This is a genomic window from Ruegeria sp. CDSA193, assembly GCF_059611885.1.
In genome coordinates this window covers 115465-136708 of sequence record NZ_JBXWPN010000011.1, presented here as the reverse complement: position 1 = coordinate 136708, position 21244 = coordinate 115465, and the positions used below count along the sequence as shown (strand labels likewise).

General features: G+C 56.6%; 21 protein-coding genes and 1 pseudogene. 11 read left to right on the top strand and 11 right to left on the bottom strand.

Translation table 11 applies throughout. From position 1 onward, the window contains the following. Nucleotides 1–436: 436 nt before the first annotated feature. Nucleotides 437–805 (top strand): hypothetical protein, encoded by a 369-nt coding sequence (locus AC2FLG_RS18855; protein ID WP_496707514.1) that lies wholly within the window; start codon nucleotides 437–439, stop codon nucleotides 803–805. A gap of 140 nt (nucleotides 806–945) precedes the next feature. Here AC2FLG_RS18855 and AC2FLG_RS18850 read toward each other — a convergent pair whose 3' ends face one another. Both AC2FLG_RS18850 and AC2FLG_RS18845 read right to left on the bottom strand, forming a co-directional pair. Continuing rightward, complete coding sequence (locus tag AC2FLG_RS18850) at nucleotides 946–1362, bottom strand: c-type cytochrome (RefSeq protein WP_496693115.1); 417 nt, start codon at nucleotides 1360–1362, stop codon at nucleotides 946–948. A 418-nt stretch (nucleotides 1363–1780) separates the two neighbouring features. Further along, complete coding sequence (locus AC2FLG_RS18845; protein ID WP_496707512.1) at nucleotides 1781–2119, bottom strand: c-type cytochrome; 339 nt, start codon at nucleotides 2117–2119, stop codon at nucleotides 1781–1783. Nucleotides 2120–2441: 322 nt separating this feature from the next. On the opposite strand from AC2FLG_RS18845, the gene AC2FLG_RS18840 reads away from it, so the two are divergent. The 4 genes and pseudogenes from AC2FLG_RS18840 (at nucleotide 2442) to AC2FLG_RS18825 (ending at nucleotide 4114) form a co-directional block, all read left to right on the top strand. Then, entirely contained in the window at nucleotides 2442–2639 is a 198-nt protein-coding gene (locus AC2FLG_RS18840; RefSeq protein ID WP_496703128.1) for a DUF6512 family protein, read from the top strand. After that, nucleotides 2588–3016, top strand: coding sequence for a DUF6512 family protein (locus AC2FLG_RS18835; protein ID WP_496707510.1), 429 nt, complete (start codon nucleotides 2588–2590; stop codon nucleotides 3014–3016). Before AC2FLG_RS18840 ends, AC2FLG_RS18835 begins: the two co-directional genes overlap by 52 nt. After that, a pseudogene (locus tag AC2FLG_RS18830) lies at nucleotides 2979–3787 on the top strand (IS5 family transposase). Before AC2FLG_RS18835 ends, AC2FLG_RS18830 begins: the two are co-directional and overlap by 38 nt. A gap of 36 nt (nucleotides 3788–3823) precedes the next feature. Further along, nucleotides 3824–4114, top strand: a complete 291-nt coding sequence (locus tag AC2FLG_RS18825) for an HNH endonuclease (protein WP_496707548.1) — start codon at nucleotides 3824–3826, stop codon at nucleotides 4112–4114. A gap of 111 nt (nucleotides 4115–4225) precedes the next feature. Here AC2FLG_RS18825 and gyrB read toward each other — a convergent pair whose 3' ends face one another. Continuing rightward, nucleotides 4226–6643: a DNA topoisomerase (ATP-hydrolyzing) subunit B gene (gyrB, locus tag AC2FLG_RS18820; protein WP_271950736.1), complete on the bottom strand. Its 2418-nt coding sequence runs from the start codon at nucleotides 6641–6643 to the stop codon at nucleotides 4226–4228. 101 nt (nucleotides 6644–6744) lie between these two features. Further along, nucleotides 6745–7317, bottom strand: a complete 573-nt coding sequence (locus tag AC2FLG_RS18815; RefSeq protein WP_496707546.1) for a TetR/AcrR family transcriptional regulator — start codon at nucleotides 7315–7317, stop codon at nucleotides 6745–6747. Between the two features lie 99 nt (nucleotides 7318–7416). Here AC2FLG_RS18815 and AC2FLG_RS18810 point away from each other — a divergent pair, with 99 nt between their 5' ends. After that, nucleotides 7417–7983: a carboxymuconolactone decarboxylase family protein gene (locus tag AC2FLG_RS18810; RefSeq protein ID WP_142638218.1), complete on the top strand. Its 567-nt coding sequence runs from the start codon at nucleotides 7417–7419 to the stop codon at nucleotides 7981–7983. On the opposite strand, the gene recF is transcribed toward AC2FLG_RS18810, so the two are convergent. From recF to mutM, 6 genes are all read right to left on the bottom strand, one after another. Further along, entirely contained in the window at nucleotides 7980–9074 is a 1095-nt protein-coding gene (gene recF / locus AC2FLG_RS18805; RefSeq protein WP_496707508.1) for a DNA replication/repair protein RecF, read from the bottom strand. The two genes, AC2FLG_RS18810 and recF, sit on opposite strands and share 4 nt — an antisense overlap. Before the next feature lie 39 nt (nucleotides 9075–9113). Beyond that, nucleotides 9114–10235 carry a DNA polymerase III subunit beta gene (gene dnaN, locus AC2FLG_RS18800; RefSeq protein WP_271950744.1) on the bottom strand — a complete coding sequence of 374 codons (1122 nt, stop codon included), beginning with the start codon at nucleotides 10233–10235 and terminating at the stop codon, nucleotides 9114–9116. A gap of 227 nt (nucleotides 10236–10462) precedes the next feature. Beyond that, on the bottom strand, nucleotides 10463–11848 hold the full coding sequence (gene dnaA, locus AC2FLG_RS18795; RefSeq protein WP_142638224.1) for a chromosomal replication initiator protein DnaA: 1386 nt from the start codon (nucleotides 11846–11848) through the stop codon (nucleotides 10463–10465). A 549-nt stretch (nucleotides 11849–12397) separates the two neighbouring features. After that, on the bottom strand, nucleotides 12398–12661 hold the full coding sequence (gene rpsT, locus AC2FLG_RS18790; RefSeq protein ID WP_496707507.1) for a 30S ribosomal protein S20: 264 nt from the start codon (nucleotides 12659–12661) through the stop codon (nucleotides 12398–12400). A gap of 227 nt (nucleotides 12662–12888) precedes the next feature. Beyond that, nucleotides 12889–13665 (bottom strand): acryloyl-CoA hydratase, encoded by a 777-nt coding sequence (gene acuK / locus AC2FLG_RS18785; protein ID WP_142638228.1) that lies wholly within the window; start codon nucleotides 13663–13665, stop codon nucleotides 12889–12891. A gap of 65 nt (nucleotides 13666–13730) precedes the next feature. Next, nucleotides 13731–14582: a bifunctional DNA-formamidopyrimidine glycosylase/DNA-(apurinic or apyrimidinic site) lyase gene (gene mutM, locus AC2FLG_RS18780; protein WP_496692737.1), complete on the bottom strand. Its 852-nt coding sequence runs from the start codon at nucleotides 14580–14582 to the stop codon at nucleotides 13731–13733. 86 nt (nucleotides 14583–14668) lie between these two features. Between mutM and ubiE the strand changes: the two genes are divergently transcribed. Both ubiE and ubiB read left to right on the top strand, forming a co-directional pair. Then, nucleotides 14669–15421, top strand: coding sequence for a bifunctional demethylmenaquinone methyltransferase/2-methoxy-6-polyprenyl-1,4-benzoquinol methylase UbiE (gene ubiE / locus AC2FLG_RS18775; protein WP_496689847.1), 753 nt, complete (start codon nucleotides 14669–14671; stop codon nucleotides 15419–15421). Continuing rightward, nucleotides 15421–16950 carry a 2-polyprenylphenol 6-hydroxylase gene (gene ubiB, locus AC2FLG_RS18770; protein WP_282022492.1) on the top strand — a complete coding sequence of 510 codons (1530 nt, stop codon included), beginning with the start codon at nucleotides 15421–15423 and terminating at the stop codon, nucleotides 16948–16950. Before ubiE ends, ubiB begins: the two co-directional genes overlap by 1 nt. Nucleotides 16951–17048: 98 nt before the next feature. On the opposite strand, the gene AC2FLG_RS18765 is transcribed toward ubiB, so the two are convergent. Continuing rightward, nucleotides 17049–18224 (bottom strand): acetyl-CoA C-acyltransferase family protein, encoded by a 1176-nt coding sequence (locus tag AC2FLG_RS18765; protein WP_496707506.1) that lies wholly within the window; start codon nucleotides 18222–18224, stop codon nucleotides 17049–17051. A gap of 118 nt (nucleotides 18225–18342) precedes the next feature. Between AC2FLG_RS18765 and AC2FLG_RS18760 the strand changes: the two genes are divergently transcribed. The 3 genes from AC2FLG_RS18760 (at nucleotide 18343) to tdh (ending at nucleotide 21244) form a co-directional block, all read left to right on the top strand. Then, a complete protein-coding gene (locus AC2FLG_RS18760) occupies nucleotides 18343–18906 on the top strand; it encodes a helix-turn-helix domain-containing protein (RefSeq protein ID WP_271950762.1) in 564 nt (187 codons plus the stop codon). A 110-nt stretch (nucleotides 18907–19016) separates the two neighbouring features. Continuing rightward, a complete protein-coding gene (locus tag AC2FLG_RS18755) occupies nucleotides 19017–20201 on the top strand; it encodes a glycine C-acetyltransferase (RefSeq protein ID WP_496707504.1) in 1185 nt (394 codons plus the stop codon). 14 nt (nucleotides 20202–20215) lie between these two features. Continuing rightward, on the top strand, nucleotides 20216–21244 hold the full coding sequence (gene tdh, locus AC2FLG_RS18750; RefSeq protein WP_496707544.1) for an L-threonine 3-dehydrogenase: 1029 nt from the start codon (nucleotides 20216–20218) through the stop codon (nucleotides 21242–21244).

The window sequence follows — 21244 nt, the reverse complement described above, 5'->3', positions numbered from 1 at the left end:
CGAAGAGGATCGTGATCGTAGAAAAGAAAGTTCACCCTCGGTACTCGTTTCCAACACTGGACAGAGTGACTGGTGGCTTTGTCCAATACGTAGATGTTGATCACTCACAAACCAGAGATTGGTTCGGTAGATCCATGGCCAATGCCCTCAACTTGTGAGGATTACTACCCCAATGAGTAACAAAGCCACGAATTCAGAACTGGTTTTACGAGCATACGAACGGCGAGCCATTGTAAGCAAACCAACAATAATTTCAGCGCGCTAGATTAAAAAAACGAGGTTAGCTGAAGTTTAATTCGCCCAATGTGAACTTCTTAACTTTGGCTAGAACGATTTCTTGTCAGTATCGTTTCATGAGTTGTTAGCGAGTTCGGTGAGTAAGTAGATGTATTTGCATAGTTTCGAGGGACATTGTAGCGCAGTCAATGACATCCGGATGGATGATTTTGCGCTTGAGCATCCGTTGTTGGACGATGCCGGCGTGCACGCACAATGGCAAAATGGCTCCCGGCAGATCACGCGGATAGCCGATATCTGGACAAGAACCGGGAAGGTACTTTCTTTGCCTTACAAAGGGGCCAACGCCTATCCATCTTTCCAGTTTGCTGAGGATGGAACCCCGCTTCCTTTGATGGAAAAAGTGTTGAAAGCCCTGCCACGTGAAATGACGCCGTGGCAATGCGCATTCTGGTTAACCTCACCCAATTCAGAACTCCGAGGGGAAAGCCCGGCAAATCGCATTCAGACCGGCGATGACTGCATAGTCGATATCGCAGGCGAAGCTGGTGGTCTGATGGCAGCTTAGTGTTAGCTTCTAGTCACTCATACGTCATACAGCATCTGGCAAATTCGTGTCTCCCCTGCTGTTTCTGCCTCCGGCAAGAATAGCGAGATCAGGGAACTCAACGCAGCACTCTTTAGCGTACTTAGCTGTGGAGCAGAACTTCACGGAACATACCGTTCTGGCTTCGGAGACTGAATACTCTCCAAATACTCAGCAATTTCGATAAGTCTGGAAGGAATACGCGCAACCAAACCGTTGCCGGTATCGAATTCGACAGCAGGGCCGTCATTCAACTCGGTGATTATCGGCATGTCATCGCGAGGTTCTTGTAATTTCAAATAACCGTCCAAGATCGACATAACCTCCAACATGGGCCACACGCCCCCCCTGCGTTCGGAAATCTTTGTTAAATCAGCAGGCTGTGTTTTCAGATCAGTGGCGTCAGGCCCATCTCCTGTCGCATCGACTCCGTGACACCTGGCGCAATGCTCGACAAAAAGGTCTTTCCCAAGGTCCGAAAACTCGTCGGCCGCAGATATCGTTGCAACCGAAGAAATGCCCATGCTTGCAGCGATCATAAAGTACCTCATAAGCTGGAGGTCCTTTGCTAAACGAGAGTTTACTACAACAAAAATGAACCGACATCTTCCTCCGGTCAACGTCGGTCCTTTACCAAATAACGTTCGCTATCCTGTGGCCCAAAACCAATTGATGGGGACAGGCAGCAGCGAGCTCAGAACAGCTTCACCATTTAACATTCTAGATTTAGCATGTGACGGTGCTCGGCTCTTTGACATAAATCATATGTCAACTCGCAGTTTGCCAGAATTGGGCTCAGCACGCCAATTCGGCCAAAAGATTTTGAGTGACTGCTTACGCATAGCAGACCACGGCGCTTCACAATGCTGGGTCTGCAATAGTCACCGGGTCAAAAAAGGTGCAAATCCAGAACACCGACAAACTGTCAATTTCTGATCTAACGCCAAGATCACTAATCTACTGTTGGATACTTTCTAAGAAGAACAATAAACCTGCTAATTCCCGCGGAGTGGGCGTCAAGACACCCTCGATTTCAACCGGAACCAGGTCTTCCGCCATTTCCCCGCCAAACTCCGGCATAACCCGAGCAAGATGGCTGTTTTCCGGGTCGCCGTAGATGTAGCTAAGTGCGCGTGCTTGAGGGAAAGTGCCTCCGTTCTTCGCGCTCAATGTTGTCAAATCTGTTGGCGCAACAGAAAGACCGCTGCTTGCCGGGCCACCGCCTCTACCATCCACACCATGACAAGAAGTACAGTTTTCTGAGAAAAAGGCCGCTCCATCAGCGCGAGTGGGCATGACATCGGCGTCAGGATACAGATCTGAACACGACGCCGTGGCCAGAGCAATAAATCCAGCCGATAATATAACCCACCTTTTAGCGTGCATGCTCTACCCCGGTTTTTAATCAAGCCTACGGTCTATTGTAGCGCATGGCAATGACCGCAACTGCGGTTTGAAAATCGATGAGGGCCAACTTTACGAAACTCTTACAAGGACTTGGGCATCGCCGCTCACCATGGGCGGTGAAAGCTATTTGTCGACCTTCTATGTCCTGTGGGCATTTCACTTTTGAGAATCTAAGCAAAGTATACGACAATCTGGATTGGGGGATCCAAACATGCTGGAAACCTCATCCCGAATAGTTTGGCTCGAAGCGATTGGGGCGATCCTGATGATCCTACTCAGATCCGGGCTGTACTTTGTATATGTTTTGCTGGGAAGTTGGGCACCAGTGGCGCTTGTGGCAGCTGTCAACGAGTCAATTTGGGAACACTTAAAGCTGGCTTTTTGGCCAGGATTTTTTTGGCCTGCCTGATGCCGCTTCCACCCCAACTTACAAGAAGGGACGTATTTAGCGCTAAGGGATTTAGCCTCGCAACTACTGCTATTTCGATTGTGACAGTATTCACGGCATACACAGCGATACTTGAGCGCAACTTTTTGGTTTTTGATATTGGACTATTTGTTGCAGCAATTTGCATCGGCCAGATCGTGTCAATTCTGATGCTTGATTATGAAGGTCGAATTCGTGAACTCATCCATGTATTCGGCCTGGTTCTCCTTGGGGTTCAAGTCGTCGCCTATAGTACCTTAGGTCGTGTTGACAAAAGGGATTCACAGCGCCCGCTGATCGTGATTCAAGCCGGTATCTGCGATGGAGGCCAGCTTGGCACGAAATCTAATGCCGGATGAAGAGTGGGCGTTCTTTGTACGGTTTATCCTTTCGGTCCGTTCCCCGAATGGGCGCAGACCGACCAATCACCGCCTTGTTCTTGATGGCGTTTTCTGGATTGCACGTACAGGTGCCCCATGGCGAGACCTGCCTGAGGAGTTTGGGAAGTGGTCGAGTGTCTACCGACAGTTCCGCCGATGGACTCTCGCGGGGCTCTGGGAACAGATCCTGGAAGCCTTGACCGGGAGCAGGATCGTTCCTGACGCTCTTCAGATGGTCGACAGTACAGTGGTTCGTGCCCATCATCCATTGCCCAGCAGGGCATTGCGCCAGCAATGTCCCGAGAGGGAAGCAGCGGGCGCAAAAGGGGGACTCCGCAACAGAGTTTTGGCCGCTCAAAAGGCGGCTTCACGACCAAGACCCACCTCCGGGTAAATGCCGCCGGGCTGCCGATGAGAACGGACATCACACCCGGCCAGACATCGGACTATCTTGGATTTGATCGGGTCATGCACGACAACCTGCCGGAGCCAGTCGAGCTGCTGGCCGACAAATAGTACGATGCCGACCGTATTCGCACCGAACTGCACAGCCGAAGCATTCGACCGGTGATCCCAATGCGAAAGTCCCGAAAGAGGCGCGTTGGGTTGGATTGGCCCCTCTACCGGCTGAGAAACCTGGTCGAGAGATGTTTCAACAAACTTAAGAATGCTCGGCGGGTGGCTACCCGCTATGACAAGACAGCCGAAAGCTTCCTCGGCTTCGTGGATATCACTTCAATCCGCCTCTAGATCCACCATTTGTCAACATGACCTAGAGCCTAACACATTAAGCCGTGGAAAGACTGCGAAACTGATGCTGAGCGGTTGGACGTCCACAACGGAATTTTGCTGTCAGCATTATGGGACGCAGCATTCGACAAGGGTCTGGTGACTTTCAAGGACGATGGGACACCTAGATTTTCGAGTAAACTGTCCGCGCCGGCATTGAGCTCGTTGTCCGGACATTCCAAGCGGATCTCTAGTCTAACTGCTGGGCACAAGGAGAACCTGATCTGGCATCGCGAACAGGTGTTCAATCCTGGAGAAGCTGAAATCTATCATTCGGCACCCGCGTAAGGCGATTTACTCACTTTTCTCTGCACCATTATCGCGAAACATTGCAGGCTTATGAGCAAATCGTGCAAACTTATGGGGTGCGTGAAGGTTTGTGCGCGCCCCTACAAAAATTCAGAAGTCCAGATTTTCGACGCTCAGAGCATTTTTCTGTATGAATTCACGGCGCGGTTCCACGACATCACCCATCAATTTAGTAAACAGGTCATCAGCTTCGAGCATATCATTCACCCGTACCTGCAACAGCGTTCGTGCATCCGGGTCCAACGTGGTTTCCCACAGCTGATCTGGGTTCATCTCGCCCAGTCCCTTATAGCGCTGCAGGGACAGGCCCTTTTCACCCTCTTCCAGAATGGCACGCAACAGGTCCAGCGGACCGTGGATGGCCTGCGACCGGTCGCGGCGGATCAGGGTTGCGGATGTGTTATAGATCTCCTGCAGGCTTTGGGTAAAACTGCCGGTCTTGCGCGCTTCGCCCGAGCGCAGCATCGGGCCATCCAGCGTACGCACCTCTTCAACGCCGCGCAGGATACGAGCCAGGCGGATGCCGTGATCCTGCGTGATCCGACCCTGCCAGCCACGTTCGTATTCCAATGCGATCAGGTCAAGACGGGCTGCGACCTTGTCGGCCACGCCTTGCAGATCGGCATCAACCGCACCGGGGACAAAGGCACCGGCCACGGCGGCCTGTTCCAGAATGTGGCGCGGATAGTGTGTCGGGAATGCATCCAGAACGCGTTTCAGCTGGCGCGCTTCGTCAACCACGCGCGCCAAGTCCTGGCCGGTCAATTCCTCGCCCGAACCCAGTTTCAGCACCGCACCCTCGACGCCCTGATTGATCAGGTAGTCATCCAGTGCCGCCTGATCTTTCAGATACACCTCGGACTTACCGCGCGCGACCTTATAAAGCGGCGGCTGCGCGATATACAGGTATCCGCCTTCGATCAGCTCTGGCATCTGCCGGAAGAAGAAGGTCAACAACAGCGTCCGGATATGTGCGCCATCCACATCCGCATCCGTCATGATAACGATCTTGTGGTAGCGCAGCTTTTCGATATTGAACTCATCGCGGCCAATGCCCGTGCCCAACGCCATTACCAGATTGCCGATTTCCTGGCTCGACAGCATCCGGTCGAACCGTGCACGCTCCACGTTCAGGATTTTCCCACGCAGCGGCAACACGGCCTGTGTCAAACGATCCCGACCTGTCTGAGCCGAGCCGCCAGCCGAGTCCCCCTCGACCAGGAAAACTTCGGTCTTTGACGGGTCCTTCTCGGAACAATCCTTCAGCTTGCCGGCCAGATAGTTCACATCCATCGCCGTTTTGCGGCGGGTCAGTTCACGGGCTTTTCGTGCGGCTTCACGGGCCAGAGCAGCCTCGATGATTTTGCCCACGATGATTTTGGCTTCATTTGGGTTTTCTTCAAACCATTCAGCCAGCTTCTCGTTCACCATTCCTTCGACCGCCGGGCGGACCTCGGAACTGACCAGCTTGTCTTTGGTCTGTGAGGAAAACTTTGGATCCGGTACTTTGACCGACAACACGCAGGTCAGGCCCTCGCGCGCGTCATCGCCCGTAAAGCTGACCTTTTCCCTTTTCGCAATGCCGCTAGATTGGGCATAGTTGTTGATCGTGCGGGTCAGCGCACCCCGGAAACCAGCAATATGAGTACCGCCATCGCGCTGAGGGATGTTGTTGGTAAAGGGAAGAACCGACTCGTGATAGCTGTCATTCCACCACATCGCGATTTCGACACCGATATCGTCCCGCTCACCCTTGATATAGATCGGCTCGGGCATGGCAGACGACTTTGACCGGTCGAGGTATTTGACGAATTCCTTCACGCCGCCCTCATAAAACAGCTCAGTTTCCAGCCGTTCTGCGGGGCGTTCGTCGACCAGGATGATCCGCACACCCGAATTCAGGAAGGCAAGCTCGCGCAGGCGCTTTTCCAGCGTTTCGAACGAGTATTCGAGGTTCGAGAACGTATCAGTCGAGGCCAGAAAGCGCACCTCGGTCCCCGTACGGTCACCACATTCGCCGACCACTTTCAGATGCTCGACGGTTTCGCCCCCTTCGAACCGGGCAACATGTTCTTTGCCCTTGCGCCAGACGCGCAGTTCCAACCAGTTGGACAGCGCATTCACAACCGAAACGCCCACGCCGTGCAGACCACCAGACACTTTGTACGAGTTGCTGTCGAACTTACCGCCCGCATGCAGCTGAGTCATGATGACCTCGGCGGCGGACACGCCTTCTTCGGGATGGATATCCACCGGAATCCCGCGACCGTTGTCGCTGACTGAGACGCTGGAATCGGCGTGAATTTTCACTGTCACATGGTCGGCATGACCGGCCAGAGCTTCGTCAATTCCGTTGTCAACAACCTCATACACCATATGGTGCAGACCCGAGCCGTCATCGGTGTCGCCGATATACATGCCTGGGCGCTTTCGAACTGCCTCTAAGCCTTTGAGAACCTTGATTGAATCCGCGCCGTATTCTTGCGGTGCCTGTGCGTCTTCGGACATGCCGTTAGTACCTATATTATTTTGGTAACTTATACGTTCTCTGGTGGGGAATGTCACGCGATCCCCCAATATTTTGTGCCAGAGCTTGGATTTTCAGCCGATCAAAGCTGATCGAGGTCTGCGGCGATATCTGCGGCGATTTCCTTGGCGTTGACGTCGCTGCGTTCAGCGGACAATCGCAGGCCCAATAGGTCGGATTGATAGCGCGCCGCAAGCCGCTCTGGATCGTGGTCAGGACCGATCTCTCGGGCCTGTTGCGCCTGTCTAAACAGCGTTGCAAAACATTGCTTCATCTCAGCCATATGCCGGCTGGCTTTCCGCGCTAGCTGGTGATCCCTGGCCTGCAATTCGGCAAAGGTCTTGGCGAGCATACAGGCCTGCACCGGCGTTTGGCTGGAATCGATCACAATCTGCGGCTGCGTCTTTAACGCGGCCAGCGGCCCGATGTCTTCTGCCAGCGTTGTCAGTCGCGCTACACCGTCCTGCGTGTAACGTTCCAGCGCCAGCGCATAAAGCGCGTCTTTCGACCCAAAGGCCGCATAGAAACTGCCCGGTTTCAACTTCAGCTCGCGCTCCAGATCCTTCAACGACGTCCCGGCCCAGCCATGGCGCCAGAATATGTCGCGGGCCTGCGCGATCAGCGCGTCTCGGTCATAGGCAGGTTTGCGGGGCATCAACATCACCAATTCTTGAACGGTCACTCAAATATATACTTGAGTGATCGCTCAAGAAAGACTATTTCCGACTCAGACATCAAAAAATGGAGCATCCACATGGCCGACTTCCCATCCCACGACCTGACCACTGCGCCTGAGGGGTCCAAACCTCTGCTGGAAAAATCTCAGGCCGCCTTTGGCCGCCTGCCCGGCCTGCACAAAGTGATGGCCGAAAGCCCGCAACATCTGGAAGGCTATCAGGTTCTGCACGGCCTCTTCATGCAGACCGATTTCGACAATGACGAAAAAACCGTTGTCTGGCAGACCATCAATGTGGAAAACGAGTGCCACTATTGCGTGCCCGCCCACACCGGCATCGCCAAGATGATGAAGGTATCGGATGACATCACCGAGGCACTGCGCAACGAAACCGCGCTGCCCAATGCCAAGCTCGAGGCGCTGCGGACATTTACGCTGCAGATGATGCAGACCCGTGGCAATCCCACCGAGGCGCAGCTGCAAGCCTTCTTTGACGCTGGTTATTCGCACCGCGCCGTGTTGGACGTGGTGCTGGGCCTGGCGCAGAAAACCATGTCGAACTACGTCAACCACATGGCACAGACCCCAGTTGACGAAGTAATGCGCGGCTTCTTGTGGGAACGTAAGGTCAGCGAACCGGCCTAATCGACGACCGAGCCCTCATCGCCTTCGGTGACAACCAAGGTCTGGGCCCGGTCCCCCAATTCTGCAAACAGTTCAGGCCCGGTCCCCGTCATCCAGGCCTGAGCCCCCAACGCGCAAATCTCTTCATAAAGCGCGGCGCGGCGCCCGGCATCCAGATGGGCGGCAACCTCATCCAGCAACACAATCGGCGGTGCCCCGATCATCCCGGCCAAAGCGCGCGCGTTGGACAGGATCAGCGAGACCAGCAGCGCCTTTTGCTCACCGGTCGAGCAATCCTTGGCCGGAACGCCCTTGGCGGCAAAGACGCCGTACAGGTCAGACCGGTGTGGCCCGACCAGTGTGCGCCCCGCCGCCAGATCGCGAAAGCGGCTTTCATTCAGCGCCTCACGCAGATCATCCGCCGTTTCCGGCATGGCGCCTTCGGTTTGAACCAGTTCAAGAACAGCCGACGGAAAGGCCGTTTCGGCCTGGTCCTGTGCTGCACGCAGACGATTCAGCGCGGCTACTCGTGCCAAATGAATGCGGTGTCCGGTCTCGGCCATCTGCCCTTCCAGCGCCGCGTACCAATGGGCATCGCGCACCTGTTCTTTCAGCAGCCGGTTGCGTTCGCGCATGGATTTTTCATAAATCAGTGAGGCTTCGGCGTGGGCAGGATCAAAGCTGAGCGCGATGCGATCCAGAAACCGCCGCCGCCCCTCGGCGCCTTCAATCCACAGCCGGTCCATCGACGGGATCAGCCAGACGACCCGCGCCAGCTTGCCCAGATCGATCTGACTGGCGGATTTGCCATCTATCCGAACCTGCCGCGCCGTGCCGCCTTCGGACCATGTCTCGATCTCGTAATGCTGTCCCTGCGCTTGCAGCAGACCGGATAGCTTCCAGCCCAGCGCCTCGGGCCGCCGCGTCATCTCGGCAGCACTGGCCCGCCGCATGCCACGGCCGGGTGAAAACATCGAAACAGCTTCAAGGATATTGGTCTTGCCCGCGCCGTTGGGTCCGTGAATGGCAACCGGACGGCCATCCAGCGACAGACGCGCCAGTTTGTGAGAGCGAAAATGCGAGACCGTCAGTTCGGTCAGGGCCAAGGTCATGACCCCTCTCTTTCCTCAGCGATCAGCCCCCAAAGCCGATCAGACACGCATCGGCATGACCACATAGACCGCGCTCAGGTCATTGCCTTCACGCATCAGGGTCGGATCACCGGCGGAGTTGAACAGGAACACCGCGTTTTCGCGATCTACCTGAGAAGCAATTTCCAGCAGGTATTTTGCGTTGAAACCGATTTCGAGCCGTTCATCTGAATATGCGACGGCCAGCTCTTCTTCGGCGGCACCGCTGTCCGGGGCATTGACCGAAAGAACCAACTTATCCGTGTCCAGCTGTAGCTTGACCGCGCGCGAACGTTCCGACGAGACCGTCGCAACCCGGTCGACGGCCTGCGCAAACTCAGCCGCATCCACTTCCAGTTGCCGCGTATTGCCCTGCGGGATGACCCGTGTGTAGTCGGGGAATGTGCCGTCGATCACCTTCGAGGTCAGCGTGATATCCGGCGTTGCGAAACGCACCTTGGTTTCGCTGACGGAAACGGCGATATCCATCTCGTCATCGTCCAACAGCTTGCGCATCTCACCCACGGTTTTGCGCGGCACGATCACGCCGGGCATGTCCGCAGCCCCATCCGGAAGGTCTGCGTCAATGCGCGCCAGACGGTGACCATCGGTGGCCACACAGCGCAGCACCTTGCCGCCTTCGGAGCCATCTGAAACATGCATATAGACGCCATTCAGATAGTACCGCGTCTCTTCGGTTGAGATGGCGAATTTTGATTTGTCGAACAAACGGCGCAGCAATGCTGCCGAAGCCGTAAAGTTCGACTGGTATTCCGATGAGGCCATAACCGGGAAATCTTCTTTCGGCAGAGTCGCCAGAGAGAAGTTCGATCGCCCGGCTTCAACCGTCAGACGACCTGCCGCACTGTCGGCGGTCAGGGTGACCAGCGCGCCATCGGGCAGCTTGCGCACGATCTCGTGCAGGGTTGTGGCGGCAACCGTGGTGGCGCCGGCCTTTTCCACCTGCGCAGGGGCCTTGTCGACCACTTCGATATCCAGATCGGTGGCGCGGAACATGGCCTGATCGCCTTCGGCCTCGATCAGAACATTAGCAAGTATAGGGATCGTGTTGCGTCGCTCGACGACGGATTGGGCCTGGGAAACGGCCTTGAGAAGGGTGCCGCGTTCGATGCTGATCTTCATACCCTTAATTCCTCTGACTTGCGTGCCGAAAATGGGCGGGACTGGCACGTTAGCGCCTCCGCCCTGAGGCACAAGGATTTTTTATGGATTTCTGAGTCGGTTTGCCCGCAGGGTCAAGAGGCGCGTGACCCTGCGGTCACAGTTCATAGCCAACCGTGGACTATTGCGCACAAAAAAACGCCCCGGCTATCAGGATCCGGGGCGCCTGTTTAATGCCTAGAAGATACTCAGGCTTCCAGCGCGCGACGCAGCATTTCCACGTCTTCGGCGATTTGGCCATCGGTTGTCTTCAGTTCTTCGATGCGTTTGACGCCATGCATGACCGTGGTGTGATCGCGTCCGCCAAACCGACGGCCAATCTCGGGCAAAGAGCGGCTGGTCAGCTGTTTGCACAGATACATCGCCACCTGACGCGGGCGCGCATAGGAGCGCAAACGCTTGGGGCCTATAATGTCGCTAAGGCGGATATTGTAATATTCTGACACTTTGCGCTGAATCTCTTCGACGGTAATCTTGCGTTCTGACGCGCGCAGCACGTCCGCCAGGCAATCCTGCGTCAGCTCCATGTCGATCTCGCGCCCGACAAGCGAGGCAAAGGCAAATAGCCGGGTCAAGGCCCCTTCCAAAACACGCACATTGGTCGAGATGCGATGGGCCAGGAATTCCAGCACCCCATCTACGATAGTCACGTCAGGATAGGTGCGGCTGTATTGCTGAACCTTGGTTTGCAGGATGCCCAGACGCAGTTCGTAATCAGTGGGATGCAGATCAACGACCAGACCGCATTGCAGGCGTGATTTCACACGGTCCTCCAGGTCCTTGATCTCGCCCGGAGCGCGGTCGGCCGAGATGATGATCTGTTTGTTCTGGTCTACCAGCGCGTTGAAGGTGTGAAAGAACTCTTCCTGAGTCGAATCCTTTCCAGCGATAAACTGGACGTCATCAACCATCAGCACATCGACCGAACGGAACAGGTGTTTGAAGTCCATCATCCGGCGTTCCCGCAGCGCCTGCACAAAGCGGTACATGAACTGTTCCGCCGACAGGTACAGAACATTCAATTCGGGATGTTTGGTCTTTAGTTCCCAAGCGATGGCATGCATCAGGTGGGTTTTACCCAGGCCGACACCGCCATACAGAACCAGCGGGTTAAAAGTCACGGGGCCACCTTCGGACACACGACGCGCGGCGGCATGGGCCAGCTCGTTGGGTTTGCCGACCACAAAGCTGTCAAACGTGAAACGAGAATCCAACGGCGCCGCCTGCAGGGATTCCAACGCATCATTCGCGGTCGCGGATAAAGTCTGCGTTTGCGCTTCCTGAACGCGGGCAGGCGCAGTTGCCACGTCGTTCGAAGGACGTACCGGCGAGTTCGCTGCCACTCGGAACGCGAGGCGCTGTACAGATTCTCCAGCGGTGTTCATCTCATACAGGATAAGATCCGCAAAATTCTGGCTCACATAATTGCCCATAAAGTTCGTCGGAACCGAGAACACCGCTACACCGTCCTGCAGCTCTTGGAATTCAAGAGGCTCGATCCAGGTGGTATAGTTGTTCTTTCCGATCGCCTTGAGCAGTTTGTTACGCAGTAGTCCCCATTTCTCTTGTGTCATTAAGCGCCTCACGCATCCCATTCTTTATTGGCCTGTCGGCCTTATTACTAAGCCCCGGTCGCCCGGATCACGATGTCACTCGCAAAAGGATACCCTGCGCCAAACCGCAGAAGTTTGGCGGGTTTGTCCCTGAAAGTCAGCACAATCCAAACTCGTGACATCCAGCACCTGAATATCCCGAAAAGCGGCCTGCGCTTCGCAATCTTATCTTTAGACAGGGCTCGGATCCTCGGTTACCCCAAGACCCTCAGCAGATCAGCAAACCGGTTTATCCGGATGCCAACATTCGTTCCTCGACCGCTCTGATGCCCGTCAGTACAATCGCAGGAACAGCCTGTCCCCCCAAGCGAGTGAATCGCTGTATCAGTGGTAACAAGAGGCCGACGTCTGCGGCAACGAAACTCTGATATTGACTCGGGTCTTTGTGCGAAAGAATCTCTCGGCAACGTGAAGACGCGGTATTCTGGCAACAGCAAAAGGGCGCCGCGATATGCGACGCCCTTCGGAATAGTTCAGCCATGCTTACGTGACCCTAGGTCACATAAAGACTCAGGCCAGCGCTTTGACGCGGGCCGACAGACGGGACATTTTGCGAGAGGCTGTGTTCTTGTGGAAGACGCCCTTTGTGACGCCGCGCATCAGTTCGGGCTGAGCTGCGCGCAGAGCAGCAGTTGCTGCGTCCTTGTCACCGGATGCGATTGCTTCTTCTACTTTGCGCAGATAGGTGCGGATACGCGAACGACGCGCTTTGTTAACGGCGAAACGCTTTTCGTTCTGACGAGCGCGTTTTTTTGCCTGGGGCGAATTTGCCATGTGTCTCTGACCTTTGTTAGGTACGGTTATGTAGTAAGCGCGCCACGGATATCCGCACCGGATCAGAATCACGAGTGTGAGTCGGGCCAAGCGGGCCGCACGCGCATGTATAGCGGCGGTGCATAGCCAAGTTTTCAGGCTTTGCCAAGCCGATTCTTCACTGCTGAACCGCTGGCAAGAAAAAGGCGGGCTCAGCTCGCCTGTTCGATACATATTTCGTGGCCGGTTTACTTGTCCCGGAACTGAGCCGAGCGTTTTTCCAGAAAGGCTGCCATGCCTTCTTTCTGGTCCTCGGTGGCGAACATCGAATGGAACACCCGGCGCTCGAACAACATACCTTCGCTCAACGGCACTTCATAGCTGCGGTTGACCGCCTCTTTTGCCGCCATGGTCGACAGTTGCGATTTCTCGGCAATTTTCTGGGCCACGCCAATGGCTTCTTCGATCAACTTCTTGGCCGGTACAATCCGGCTGACAAGACCAGAACGTTCAGCCTCTTCCGCGTCCATGAAGCGACCGGTCAGATTCATGTCCATCGATTTTGACTTGCCGACGAACCGGGTCAGACGTTGGCTGCCGCCCAGCCCTGCAATAACGCCCAGATTGATTTCAGGCTGGCCAAACTTGGCAGTATCGGCGGCAATGATGAAATCGCACAGCATCGCCAATTCACAGCCACCGCCCAGCGCATAACCCGCAACTGCTGCAATGATAGGTTTGCGGATGGCCGAGATGCGATCGTTGGCCTCGGCAAACAGGTTGACAGTGAAGACGTCAACAAAGCTCATCTCGGACATTTCCTTGATGTCCGCACCTGCGGCAAAGGCCTTGTCCGAGCCGGTGATGACGACGCAGCGTACCTTGTCGTTTCCATCCGCCTCTTCCAACGCGGTGCACAATTCACCCAGCAACTGAGTGTTCAGCGCATTCATCGCATCGGGGCGGTTGAGTTTGATGAGGGCGACGTGGTCTTCGATTTCGACGATGATCGTCTCAAAAGCCATGAGTTAAAGCTTCCGGTTGTTCCGTTCAGGTACGATTCCTTACCACGCGAAAAACTTGGATCAAGCTATCTTTGGCATTGCACACAATAGAAGGATGAGCGACCGGACTGGGTGATTCTCTTGATTTCTGCCCCGCACCCCCCTGTCCGGCAGGGCGCACCCTCGCGCCCGTAGACATCAAAGCTGTGCTGAAAATATCCAAGTTCTCCATCGGCTTGCCGGAAATCCCGCAGCGACGATCCACCTGCCTCGATCGCCTCCTGCAGCACTTGACGAATGATCGGAACCAACCCGGCAACGCGGGTTGAAGAAATCTGTCCCGCTTTGCGACGTGGCGACACTCGACCCCGATACAGCGCTTCGCAGACGTAGATATTGCCCAGTCCTGCAACGATTCCCTGATCCAACAGCGCTGATTTGACCGGTGTGTTCTTGCCTTTGAACGCTTCGATTAGATGCTGTTCATGAAAATCATTGCCCAAAGGCTCCGGTCCCAGGACCGATAACAGCTTATGATGCTCGGCGGTTGCCGTAGGTAGCAGGTCCATCGCACCAAACCGACGTGGGTCATTGAAGGTGATCCGGGCACCATTGGCCATGTGGAACACCACATGGTCATGTTTCTCGGGCATGGGATGGGTATGCGCAAATTGGCCCAGCGGATCACCCGAGACCGTCATCCGCCCGGACATGCCCAGATGAATCAGTAGCGTTTCGCCACTGCTAAGATCAGCTAGAATGTACTTGGACCGCCGCCGCAACCGATCGACCCGCTGGCCGGTCAGCCGTTCGGCCATCCGGTCAGGAAACGGCCAGCGCAAATCGGGGCGATTTACATCCGCCTGTTCGATCACGATACCTTCCATCGCCGGGGACAGGCCGCGTCTTACTGTCTCGACCTCGGGCAATTCGGGCATTTCCTGGCTCCTATTCCAAAGGGCCGCATTGTGCCCGGTTCTTATGGCCCTATAACAGAGGCGAAATTCGACAAACGGCAAGGCAAATGTCCGACAACAGCGACAAGACCACTCATTTCGGGTTCGAAACCGTGCGCGAGGCCGACAAGGCCGGGCGCGTGCAGGGCGTGTTCAACTCGGTCGCCTCAAAATACGATGTGATGAACGATGTCATGTCGATGGGCATTCACCGGATCTGGAAAGACGCAATGATGGACTGGCTGGCCCCACGCCCCGGTCAGCGCCTGCTGGATGTGGCGGGCGGTACCGGCGATATCTCGTTCCGGTTCCTGAAACGCGCAGGCCGTGGCCATGCCACCGTTCTGGACCTGACCGAGCCGATGCTGATCGAAGGCCGACAGCGGGCCGAGGCGGATCAGATGTCAGACAGTCTGAATTGGGTGGTGGGCGATGCGATGGCCCTGCCGTTCGAGGATAACACCTTTGACGTCTACACGATCTCCTTCGGCATCCGAAACGTGACTCGCCCGCAAGAGGCATTGAACGAGGCCTACCGCGTATTGAAACCCGGCGGCCGCCTGATGGTTTTGGAATTCAGCCAGTTGCCCAATGACGGGCTGCAGAAACTCTATGACCTCTATAGTTTCAATGTCATCCCGCGCATGGGGAAACTGATCGCCAATGATTTTGACAGCTATCAGTATCTGGTCGAATCGATCCGTAATTTCCCGGATCAGGATACTTTCCTGAACATGGTCCGCACCGCCGGGTTCGACAACGCGAAATACCGTAACCTGACCATGGGCATTGCCGCACTGCATTCCGGCTGGAAAATCTGATGCGCGGCCCTCACAATATCATCCGCTTGATCCGGACCGGCGCGACGCTGGAGCGGACAGGTGCCATGAATGTCGTTCTGGACGCGTTCGAAGCACCACGTGCCCTGCGCGTTCTGGCCCACACCCTGGGCAAACCCTTTCAATGGCTGGGTTACAAAGGCGATCCGTCGATGCCCCCAGCCACCCGTGCCCTCACCGCCCTGGGACCTGCCTACATAAAATTCGGTCAGGTTCTGTCCACGCGGCCCGACGTGGTTGGAGACGAACTGGCCGAACAGCTACGCGTGCTGCAGGACAAACTGCCCCCGTTCTCCAAGGCCGAGGCCATGGCCGAGGTCGAGAAAGAGCTTGGTCAACCCGTCGTCGAGATATTCGATGAGTTCAGCGAACCGATTGCGGCCGCCTCAATCGCCCAGGTCCATAAGGCCAAGTTGGTCAGCACAGGCGAGGATGTCGCCGTCAAGGTTTTGCGGCCGGGGATCGAACGTGCCTTCCGCAAGGATGTTGATGCGTTCTATTTTGCTGCCCGAATCGTGCAACTCTTCGCCCCCGGCGCGCGCCGCCTGCGCCCGATGGAAGTGATCGAACATTTCGACGGCGTCGTGCGTGGCGAGCTGGACTTGCGTCTGGAAAGCTCGGCTGCCTCGGAATATGCCGCTAACACCAAGGACGATGCCGGATTCTGGTTGCCCCCCGTGGTCTGGTCCCTGTCGGCGCGTCGGGTAATGACTCTCAGCTGGGCAGATGGCATCCCGCTGGGCGACAATGGCGCACTGGATGCAGCCGGTCATGACCGCCGCGATCTGGCCGAACGCGTGCTGCGCCTGTTCCTGCTGCATGCTCTGCGCGACGGCTATTTCCATGCCGACATGCACCAGGGTAACCTGAAGGTCGCGGCAAATAGCGATATCATTGCCTATGACTATGGCATCATGGGCCATATCGACGAATACACGCGCCGGGTCTATGCCGAGATTCTCTTTGGCTTTATCCGCCGCGACTACAAGCGCGTGGCCGAGGTTCATTTCGAGGCCGGATATGTCCCCGCCAACCAGGATGTCGACGAATTTGCCCGTGCCTTGCGCGCGGTTGGAGAGCCGATCTTTGGAATGAACGCCACCCATATCTCAATGGGACGGTTGCTCAGCTATCTGTTCGAAGTCACTGAACGCTTCGGCATGGAAACCCGGACCGAGCTGATCCTGCTTCAGCGTACAATGGTCGTGGTCGAAGGCGTCGCGCGCTCACTCGACCCACAAATGAACATCTGGGAAGTCGCCCGGCCCGTGGTCGAAGACTACATCAAACAATCCATCGGCCCCCGCGCCGCACTTCGCGATCTTGGCAAAACAGCAATGGTTCTTGCCCGGTTTGGTCCGCGGCTTCCAGCACTGGTAGAAAACGCATTGATTTCCCAAACCCAAAAGGATGAGCCGACCCGGTCGCGCCTATGGTCCGTTGCCTTGCCCGCCACCATTGGTGCCGCTACCGGCGCGGCCCTCGTCCTATTGCTGACAAGCTTCAGCTAAACCCAATCCCGCCCGCTTCATCTGGCCAAAAATACCTTCGGGGGGAATTGCGCCATAGGTGCGATGGGGGGCAGACAGCCCCCCTGCTTGGTTCGGTTTCAGAGCAGCTCAAAGGCGATGGCAATGCCCTGACCGCCACCGATGCACATGGTGACCAAACCCTTGGACCCGCCCGTGCGCTCCAGCTCATACAGGGCTTTCAGCGTTATAATCGCACCGGTTGCACCCACCGGATGGCCCAGCGCAATCGCCCCGCCATTCGGGTTTACCTTGGCGGCATCCAAGCCCAGCTCTTTGTTCACGGCCAACGCTTGCGCGGCAAAGGCTTCGTTGCTTTCGATCACATCGAAATCACCCAGCGTCAGGCCCGTCCGCGCCATCAGGTTTTGCACCGCAGGAACCGGACCAATGCCCATCACCTCGGGGCGTACGCCTGCGTGGCCATAGCCCAGAATGCGTGCCTTGGGTTTCAAGCCGGCCTTTTCGGCCGCCTCCGCCGTGGCCAGTACCATCGCCGCCGCACCATCGTTGATGCCCGACGCGTTGCCTGCCGTCACCCGGCCATCCTTGCGGAAGGCAGGACGCAGCCCGGCCAGCGCTTCGGCGGATGTCTGTTTGGGATGCTCGTCGACCACAAAATCGACCATGTCGCGCTTGACCTTGACCTGAACCGGCGTGATCTGGCTTTGGAAATACCCCGCCTCCAGCGCAGCCGCCGCACGGGTTTGGCTGGCCATCGCGAATTCATCCATCTGCTCACGTGTGATCTGGTGCTCATCAGCAACGTTTTCCGCCGTAATGCCCATGTGGCCAGTGCCAAACGGGCAGTTCAACGCGCCCAGCATCATATCCATCGAGGTGACATCGCCCATCTTCGCTCCCCAGCGCGCCTGTGGCACGATATACGGACTCCGCGACATGCTTTCGGCGCCACCAGCCACAGCGAATTCGGCGTCGCCCAGCATCAGGGACTGTACCGCCGACACAATCGCCTGCGCACCGGACCCGCACAGACGGTTTACGTTCATCGCGGGCGTTTCAACGGGGATACCGGCCTGCTTGGCCGCGGCGCGTGACAGGTACATGTCGCGTGGTTCGGTATTAATGACATGACCAAACACCACATTGCCGATTTGCTCGGGCGCAACTCCAGATCGCTCCATCGCCGCTTCAGTCACAACGGTCGCCAGATCAATCGGCGCAGTTGAAGCCAAGGCGCCACCAAATGTGCCAATCGCGGTGCGCGCACCATCAAGAATGACGATATCTTTCATGTCTCTTCTCCTCGTGGATTTGCGGGCACTATGCATCCAGCCATTGGAACTGTCCCATAGGACGTACCGTCACAAGCGGAATTGACATGAGGCCACCAAACGCGCATGAGATTCCGTCATGACGGAAAATTCAGACGATATCCTGACGCGCCTGCCCGCCCGCCTGAAAGAGGCCCGCCGCGCCAAAGGCCTGTCGCTGGAAGCTGTGGCCAATCTCAGCGGCGTGTCCCGATCCATGGTCAGCCAGATCGAACGCGGTGAAAGCAGCCCGACGATCTCGACCCTGTGGAACCTGACCCGCGCCCTGCAGGTGGACTTCGCTGGCCTGCTGGAAGAGGCCAATAACGCCGATCAGATCGAAACCCTGCGCAGCGACGAAGTGCCCAGCATCGACAATATGGGCCAGAATTGCCGCATCCGTATCCTCTCCCCGCCCGAAGAGGCCGGTGGCCACGAGGTCTACGATATCCGCTTTGACAGTGATGGCGCGCTGAACAGCCAACCACACGCCCGCGGCGCGCATGAACAGTTGACGGTACTTGAAGGTGCGGTGCGCGTCACCTCGGGCAGTGCCGTCAGCGAACTGAACCAGGGCGACACCGCGCGATACGCGGCGGACGTTCTGCACTCAATTACAGCCAAGAAGCCAGCAAGGGTGTTCCTGATCGTCAAAAACGCCTGACACCGGCGCATTTCCGCCTTTACGGAAATTTTTCCTTCATACTGTAATTCCCCTATTTGGGAATTTCATCCGTTATGTTAGACATGCGACTCAGTTGAACGGAGATCGCCATGTCAGATGCATTCCTGTCCCATGTCACCGACACCCTCGTGCAGATCGAAGCGGAGGGTCTGTACAAGCGTGAACGAATGATCACCTCGCCCCAGGGCGGCGAAATTACTGTGGGCGACAGGCAGGTCATCAATCTGTGCGCCAACAATTATCTGGGTCTGGCCGATCATCCGGCACTGATCGCCGCCGCCAAAGATGCGATGGAGCCCAAAGGGTTCGGCATGGCCTCGGTCCGGTTTATTTGTGGCACACAGGACATTCACCGTGAGCTGGAACAGAAGCTGGCACAATTCCTGAATAAGGACGATGCGATCCTGTTTGCCGCCTGTTTTGATGCCAATGGAGGGCTGTTTGAGCCTTTGTTAGGGCCTGAAGACGCCATCATCTCGGACAGTCTGAACCATGCCTCAATCATCGACGGGGTACGGTTGTGCAAGGCCAAACGTTATCGTTATCTGAACAACGACATGAACGATCTGGAGGCCTGGCTGAAGCAGGCGCGCGAGGACGGCGCGCGTCACATCATGATCGCGACAGACGGTGTGTTTTCGATGGATGGCTATCTGGCTAACTTGCCGAAAATCGGCGAACTGGCGGACAAATATGACGCCATTGTCATGGTCGATGACTGCCATGCCACCGGATTCATGGGTCCGAACGGGGCCGGTACACCGGATCATTTCGGTGTCGCTGTGGATATTCTGACGGGAACCTTGGGCAAGGCACTTGGGGGGGCAATCGGCGGTTATATCGCCGGGCCGCAGCCGGTGATCGACCTGCTGCGGCAGCGGGCGCGGCCCTATCTGTTCTCAAATTCGCTGCCGCCTTCAATCGTTGCTGCCGGGATCGAAGCCATCCGTCTGGTCGAAGAGGGCGACATGCTGCGCGCGCAACTGTTCGGCAACGCCAAGTATTGGCGCGCGGGATTGGAAAAGTTGGGTTTTGACCTTCTACCGGGCGAACACCCGATCATCCCGGTAATGCTGGGCGAAGCACAACTGGCGCAGGACATGGCCGCAAAGCTGTTTGACGAAGGCGTTTATGTTTCGGGTTTTTTCTTCCCCGTCGTCCCGCGCGGTAAGGCACGGATCAGAACGCAGATGAATGCGACGCTGACAAAGGATGAGCTGGACCGTGCGCTGGCCGCCTTTGGCAAGGTCGGCAAAGAGCTGGGGATTATCTGATGCGACCCAATACGATGAAAGCGCTGGAAAAATCCAAGCCCGAGGAGGGGCTGTGGATGGTGCAGGCCCCGGTGCCCGAGATCGGCCCTGATGAAGTGCTGATCCGCATCAACAAGACCGGCATCTGCGGCACCGATATCCACATCTGGAACTGGGACGACTGGGCCGCCGCCACGGTGCCCACCCCGATGATCACCGGCCATGAATTTGCCGGTGAAATCGTTGAGATCGGGCGCAACGTGACCGGGCTTGAGATCGGCCAGCGCTGCTCCGGCGAGGGGCACCTGATCACAACCGACAGCCGCCAAAGCCGCGCTGGCAAGTTCCATCTGGATCCCGGCACGCGCGGAATCGGCGTCAACGAACAGGGTGCCTTTGCGCAATACCTGAAACTACCTGCCTTCAACGTGGTACCCCTGCCCGATGACGTTCCCGACGAAATCGGAGCCATTCTCGACCCGTTGGGGAATGCTGTGCACACTGCACTCAGCTTTGATCTGCTGGGTGAGGATGTGCTGATCACCGGTGCAGGCCCCATCGGCATCATGGCCGCCGCCGTGGCCCGCCATGCAGGCGCGCGGCATGTGGTGATCACCGATATCAATCCGGACCGCTTGACGCTGGCTGCGCATGTTGTGCCAACATTGCGCCCTGTCGATGTGACCAAGGAAGATTTGCAGGACGTGATCGCCGAACTGGGCATGCAGCAAGGTTTTGACGTCGGGCTAGAGATGTCAGGTTCACAAATTGCACTGGACCAGATGGTCGAGGCACTGGTGATGGGCGGCAAGATCGCTCTGCTGGGCATCCCACCTGGAAAATCCCCCGTGGACTGGTCCCGCATCGTATTCAAGGCCATCACCATCAAAGGTGTCTATGGGCGCGAGATGTTCGAGACCTGGTATAAGATGATTGCCATGTTACAAAACGGCTTGGATGTCAGCCGAGTGATCACGCACCGTTTCAAGGTTAATGAATTCGCCAAGGGCTTTGGCGAGATGAAATCAGGTCGATCCGGCAAGGTTGTTCTGGATTGGACCTAA